Genomic DNA, 6,281 nt, shown 5'->3' with positions numbered 1-6,281 from the left:
CTCCGGCGTGTCGCCGGGACGGGCCCGGCCCGGCGCTCCTGACGCCATTCTCCGTGCTGCATCCGTGCTTCCCCGTCCGTGGTGCACGTGCTTCTCGTCTCCGAGCCGGCGCCCGCGCCGGCCCGGCCACGGACCGTCCGGACCGGGACCCCGAAAGTTCCCGATGATCTTCGGTTGGCGTGGATCGAGCGGCAGATTGTGACGAGTAGCGACGGAGGGCTTGTGAGCGAGCCGGGTAGGGCAGGGGAGGCGGCCATGGATGCCGACGTGGACGTGATCGTGCTCGGCGCCGGGCCCGCGGGCGAGAACGTCGCCGGCCGCTGTGCCGACGCTGGTCTGTCCGTCATCGTCGTCGAACGCGAGCTCGTCGGCGGGGAGTGCAGCTACTGGGGCTGTATCCCGAGCAAGACCCTCCTGCGGCCGGGGGAGGTGCTGGCGGCGGCCCGCCGCGTTCCCGGCGCGGCGTCGGCGGTTACCGGACCCGTCGACGTCGCCGCGGCGTTCGCCCGGCGAGACTGGATGGTGGGCGACTACTCCGATTCCTCCCAGGTGCCCTGGCTGGTCGACAAGGGCGTCGAGTTGGTGCGCGGGACCGGGCGCCTGGCGGGGCCCGCCGGCCGGGTCGCGGTGACGCTGCTGGACGGCACCCGCCGGGTGCTGACCGCGTCCCGAGCCGTGGTCGTGGCCACCGGGACGCGGGCCACTGTTCCACCGATCCCCGGCCTCGCCGACGCCGAACCGTGGGACAACCGGACCGCGACCGGCGCGCGGAAGGTCCCGCACCGCCTCGTGGTGCTTGGCGGCGGCGCCGTGGGGGTGGAACTGGCCCAGGCCTTCCGCCGGCTCGGTAGCGCGGAGGTGACCTTGATCGAGGGGTCACCCCGGCTGCTCGTCCGGGAGGAGGAGTTCGTCGGCGAGCAGTTGCGGGCCGCCTTCGAGGCGGCCGGCATCACGGTGCGGCTCGGAAGCCGGGCGGTCGAGGTCCGCCGGGCCCGGACGGGACCGGACGGCCCGGCCGGGCCGGTGACCGTCACGGTGGAGTCGGCTGAGTCGGGTGAGCGGCGGCCGCGCCGCGATGCCGTGGTCGCCGACGAGATTCTGGTCGCCGTCGGGCGCACCCCGGCGACCGGCGATCTGGGCCTGGAGACAGTGGGCCTGCAACCCGGGCGGTTCATCGAGGTCGACGACCGGCTCCGCGCGGTCGGCGTGGCGGGGGACTGGCTCTACGCGGTCGGCGACGTCTGCGGCCGCGCGCTGCTCACCCACATGGGCAAGTACCAGGCCCGGCTGGCGGCCGACGTCATCACTGGCCGCCGGGACCTCGCCGGCGCTCCCGTGCGCGACCTGGCCGACCCGGCGGCCGTCCCGCGGGTGACCTTCACCGATCCGCAGGTCAGCGCGGTCGGACTGACCGAGCGGGCCGCGCGGGAGGCCGGGATCGCCGTGCGGGCCGTGAGCGTGCCGACCGGATCGGTGGCCGGCGCGTCGGTGCGGGGGGAGGAGATCACGGGCACGTCGAAGATCGTCGTGGACGAGGCCCGCCGGGTGCTCGTGGGAGCAACCTTCACCGGTCCGGACACCCAGGAGATGGTGCACGCGGCCACGATCGCGATTGTCGGAGAGGTGCCGTTGGAGCGGCTGTGGCACGCGGTCCCGTCGTTCCCGACAGTCAGCGAGGTCTGGCTGCGACTGTTGGAGGTATACGGATGACGTCGTTGCGTGGACGTCGTTGCGCGGACCGCGGCACCGAACCGCCTGGGCGGGGCCGCGGATCGGGTTGGCCGAGCCTTCAGGGTGGTCCGCCGGTCGCAGCCGGGGCGCGGTGGTTCGTCCGGCCCAGCCGGCGCACGTCGGGCGCGCCGAGCCGGGCCGCGTCGGCGGTCGCGTCGTCGGCTTGCCGCTGGGAGGCACGTTCGGCCTCCACCCGGGCGAGGTAGTGCGCGACCTCGCGGGCGCGGGTCGCCTGGTCCCAGCCGAGCACGGGGGCGATGAGATCGGCCACGTGCTCGGCGGCCTCCACCCCCCGGTCGATGGTCTCGATCGAGACGCGGGTCCGCCGGGTGAGCACGTCCTCCAGGTGCAGCGCCCCCTCGTGGGAGGCCGCGTAAACCGCCTCCGCGGCCAGGTAGGTCGATGCCCCGCGCAGCGGCTGGGCGAGATCCGGCCGCGTCTCGATGAGGTCCAGAAGCTCCTCGGTGAGGGTGCCGTAGCGGTGCAGGAGGTGCTCGATCCAGCCGACGTGCAGCCCCGCGCGGCGGGCGAGGGTCTCCCGGGCGTTCCACAGCGCGGGGAACCCGTCCGCGCCGAGCAACGGGATCTTCTCGGTGCACGACGGCGGCACCGCCCGGTTCATGCCGTGCACGGCCGCGTCGACGGCGTCGGCGGCCATCACCCGGTAGGTCGTGTACTTCCCGCCGGCGACCATCGTCAGCCCGGAGAGGGGGCTGACCACGGCATGCTCGCGGGACAGCCGCGAGGTGTCCTCGGACTCCCCGGCGAGCAGCGGGCGCAGCCCGGCGTACACCCCGGTGATGTCCGCCGCCGTGAGCGGCGTGCGCAGCACCCGGTTGACCGTGCCGAGCAGGTAGTCGATGTCGGCGCTGCTGGCCGCCGGATGGGCGAGGTCGAGGCCGAGGCTCCAGTCGGTGTCGGTGGTGCCGATGATCCAGTGGCTGCCCCACGGGATGACGAACAGCACGCTCTTCTCGGTGCGCAGGATCAGGCCGGTGACGCCATGGATGCGGTCGCGGGGCACGACGATGTGCACTCCCTTGGAGGCCCGGACCGACAGCTGGCCACGCCCGCCTACCATCGCCTGGATCTCGTCGGTCCACACCCCGGCGGCGTTGATCGTCTGGCGGGCCCGCAGCTCGATCTCGGCGCCCGACTCGAGGTCACGCACCCGCACGCCGGCGACCCGGTCGCCCTCCCGCAGGAAGCCGGTGACCCGCGCGCTGGTCGCGATGAGCGCCCCGTAGCGAGCAGCGGTCCGCGCGACGAACACGGTGTGCCGTGCATCGTCGACCTGGCCGTCCCAGTACTGGATCGCGCCGACGAGGGCGTCCGGGCGCAGCGACGGGAACTCCCGCAGCGCAGCCTTGCGGGTCAGGTGCCGGTGATGGGGCATGGTGGCGTCGCCGCCCGGCCCGACGCGGGCCAGCCCCTGCCCGAGGGTGTCGTAGAGCAGCACGCCACTGCCGATGTAGGCACGTTCCCAACCGTGGCGGGTCAACGGCAGCAGGAACGGGATGGCCCGGACCAGATGGGGCGCGAGCGTGTCCAGCATGAGGGAGCGCTCCCGCAGCGCCTCCCGGACCAGCGGGGCGTTGAGCTGCTCGAGATACCGCAGCCCGCCGTGGATGAGCTTGCTCGACCGGCTGGACGTGCCGGCGGCGAGGTCGCGCGCCTCGACCAGGGCGACGGACAGGCCCCGGGTCACCGCGTCCAGCGCCACCCCCGTACCGGTGACCCCGCCGCCGATCACGGCCACATCCACCGGATCCGCTCCCATCCGGCGCAGTGCCTCAGCGCGGCCGACCTGGTCGAGCCGGGCGGTCGGGGTTCCGTGTCTGGTCGGCGTCATCGCCAGTTGCTTCCTCTCCTGCGAACGTCCTCGCGTCCCGTCGCCGTGATCGCCCGGGACGCTCCGGCGGCTCGCCACCCATCGTGCCGGCTGTCGGTGTCCGGTGTCCGGCGCCCGGGCGCGGGATCGCTGAACGTCCATGAACGTCTGTGAACGTCCGGCCGGGGCGTGGTGGGATGCGAGTGCGACCGTCCCGGGATCCCGTGTAAGGCGACCAGATGGGCGACCAGACGGAGGTCAACACCAGATGGAGGTCAACGCATGGACCTGACCCACCCGCCGGCCGAGGAACGGTTCCGTGCCGAGTTGCGGGCCTGGCTCGCCGAGAACATCCCCGCCGCCTGGACGGAGCCCGGGTTCTGGGCCGGTGTGGGGGAGGCCGAGGGCTTCGACCTGCGGCGGGACTGGGAACGGCGCAAGGCGCTCGCGGGCTTCGCCGGGATCGACTGGCCGGTGGAGTACGGCGGCCGGGGCGGTACCCCGGGGATGCGGGCCATCTACGACCAGGAGACGCAGCTCGCCCGGGCGCCGCGCTCGGTCAACACGCTGGGCCTGGCCTTCCTCGCGCCGACGGTGATGACGGTCGGGACGCCCGAGCAGAAGCGCGACATCCTCGGGCCGATGCTGCGCAACGAGGTGATCTGGTGCCAGGGCTTCTCGGAACCCGGCGCGGGCTCCGACCTCGCGGCGCTGCGTACGTCCGGGGTGCTCGACGGGGACGAGTACGTGGTCAACGGGCAGAAGGTCTGGACGACGTTCGCGAACCGCGGCGACAAGATCTTCACCCTGGTCCGGACCGAGCCCGGCAGCCGGCGCCATCACGGCATCTCGCTGCTGCTCATCGACATGCACGCTCCCGGGGTGGAGGTCCGGCCGATCCGGCAGATGAGCGGCGTCAGCGAGTTCGGCGAGGTCTTCCTCACCGACGTGCGGGTGGCGGCGTCGGAGTGCCTGGGCGGGATCGGCAACGGCTGGGCGACGGCGATGCTTCTGCTGTCGTTCGAGCGCGGCGCGTCCGGGATCAGTCAGTACACCGGCTTCCGGCGCAGCTACGACGAGATCGTCCGGGTCGCCCGGGCGCTCGGGCGCGACACCGACCCGGTGCTGCGCCAGGAGCTGGGCCGGCGCATGGTCGAGCTCGAATGCCTGCGCTACCACTCGATGCACGTCCTCACCCAGGTAGAGCAGGGCCATGACCTGGGGGCCGAGTCGTCGATCACCAAACTGCAGTGGTCGGAGACGTACCAGGACCTGTTCGAGACCTTTGATGCGCTGCTCGGCGCCGATGTGGCGCTCACCCACCCCACCGCGGACCTCGATCTGACGACGCTGCGGCAGGAGAGCTTCTGGACCCGCTCCGTCACCATCTGGGGTGGATCCTCGCAGGTACAGCGCACGATCGTCGCGGAGCGGGTCCTCGGCCTGCCACGCGGATCATGATCATGGTCGCGATTCGGGCCCGTGCCCGTGCCCGGTCCTGTTCATCCCGCTGATCCCGCCTCGCCCCGCCTCCGGAGGTCCGAGCCCGTGTTCTTCGCCCTCACCGACGAGCAGCGCGCGCTCGCCGCCACCGTCCGGGACTTCCTGGCCGACCGCTTCGATCTGACCGCCGTCCGCGCGGTCTTCACCGATCCCGACGGTGACGGGCACCCCCCCGAGCTGTGGAAGGCGATCGGCGAACAGGGCTGGCTCGCGGTGTGCGTGCCCGCGCGGTTCGACGGTCTCGGGCTCGGGTTGCTCGACGCACAGATCATCGCGCGGGCGTTCGGAGCGGGGGTGATCCCGGGGCCCTGGCTGCCGACCGTGCTCGCGGGCGAGGCGGTGCGGCTCGCCGGCTCGGCGGACCAGGCGGCGGCGGTGCTCGCCCCCCTCGCCGCCGGGGACCTGGTGGCCACCGTGGCGCTGCGGGGCCCGGGCGGGGGATACGACCATACCGGCATCGCGGTCCGCGCGACCGCGGGCGGTCGGCTGGGCGGTGTCGCGTCCGGCGTCGAGTATCTCGAGGTCACCGGGCTCGTGGTGGTCGCCGCCGTCGACCCCGCCGGGGTCGGGCTCTATCTGCTCGATCCGCGTGGCCCGGGGGTGACGGTCACCACCCAGCGCGGCTTCGACGGCACCACCCGGCTGGCCTCGCTGTCTCTGGCCGACGCGCCCGCGACCCGGCTGCCGGCCTCCGACCCCGCGGTCGCCGCGGACCTGGTCCGTCGTGGCGCACTGCTCACGGCCGCGGACCTCGTCGGTGTCGCGCGAGCCGCGCTGACCCGGACCGTCGCCCACGACATCGATCGGGTGCAGTTCGGCCGGCCGGTCGGTTCGTTCCAGGCACTCGCGCACTATCTCGCCGATCTGCATGTCGCTGTCACGATGGCCGAGCATGCGGTGCTGTACGCGGCGCACGCGCTCGACACTGCCCTGCCCGACGCGGAGCTGGCGCTCGCGGTGGCGAAGAGCAAGGCCAACCAGGCCGCCGGGGAGGCCACCGCGGCGATGATCCAGTACCACGGGGGGATCGGCTACACCTGGGAGCATGACGCGCACTTCTTTTACAAGCGGGCCAAACGCCAGATTCCTGCTTTTGGTGACACCCCTGCGCATCTGGAGCGCATCGCGGTGCTGACCGTCGACGCATTGCCCTGACCGCACCCGATCCCGCAGCACTCGCAGCGGTGCTGGTTCCTCGGCGGTGCTGGTCCTTAGC

4 protein-coding genes are annotated in these 6,281 nt (G+C 73.0%); 3 read left to right on the top strand and 1 reads right to left on the bottom strand.

The annotated features are described in order from the left end of the window. Window positions 1–255: 255 nt before the first annotated feature. On the top strand, window positions 256–1,710 hold the full coding sequence (locus tag AC08OX_RS03165) for a dihydrolipoyl dehydrogenase family protein (RefSeq protein ID WP_476606420.1): 1,455 nt from the start codon (window positions 256–258) through the stop codon (window positions 1,708–1,710). Between the two features lie 79 nt (window positions 1,711–1,789). Here the strand turns inward: AC08OX_RS03165 and AC08OX_RS03160 are convergent, their stop codons facing one another. Next, window positions 1,790–3,583, bottom strand: a complete 1,794-nt coding sequence (locus tag AC08OX_RS03160) for a glycerol-3-phosphate dehydrogenase/oxidase (RefSeq protein WP_476606419.1) — start codon at window positions 3,581–3,583, stop codon at window positions 1,790–1,792. Between the two features lie 261 nt (window positions 3,584–3,844). Here AC08OX_RS03160 and AC08OX_RS03155 point away from each other — a divergent pair, with 261 nt between their 5' ends. Both AC08OX_RS03155 and AC08OX_RS03150 read left to right on the top strand, forming a co-directional pair. After that, window positions 3,845–5,023 (top strand): acyl-CoA dehydrogenase family protein, encoded by a 1,179-nt coding sequence (locus AC08OX_RS03155; RefSeq protein ID WP_476606418.1) that lies wholly within the window; start codon window positions 3,845–3,847, stop codon window positions 5,021–5,023. A gap of 87 nt (window positions 5,024–5,110) precedes the next feature. Continuing rightward, a complete protein-coding gene (locus AC08OX_RS03150; protein ID WP_476606417.1) occupies window positions 5,111–6,220 on the top strand; it encodes an acyl-CoA dehydrogenase family protein in 1,110 nt (369 codons plus the stop codon). The last annotated feature ends 61 nt before the right edge of the window (window positions 6,221–6,281 follow it).

Source organism: Frankia sp. CoBUL1, from assembly GCF_978021245.1.
The sequence above is the reverse complement of the archived record's forward strand: the minus strand, read 5'-3'. Positions and strand labels throughout refer to the sequence as shown.

Bases quoted from the DNA above. Each gene is read 5' to 3' on its own strand.
- AC08OX_RS03155 (WP_476606418.1), top strand. From the start codon at position 3,845: ATGGACCTGACCCACCCGCCGGCCGAGGAACGGTTCCGTGCCGAGTTG.
- AC08OX_RS03160 (WP_476606419.1), bottom strand. From the start codon at position 3,583: ATGACGCCGACCAGACACGGAACCCCGACCGCCCGGCTCGACCAGGTC.
- AC08OX_RS03165 (WP_476606420.1), top strand. From the start codon at position 256: ATGGATGCCGACGTGGACGTGATCGTGCTCGGCGCCGGGCCCGCGGGC.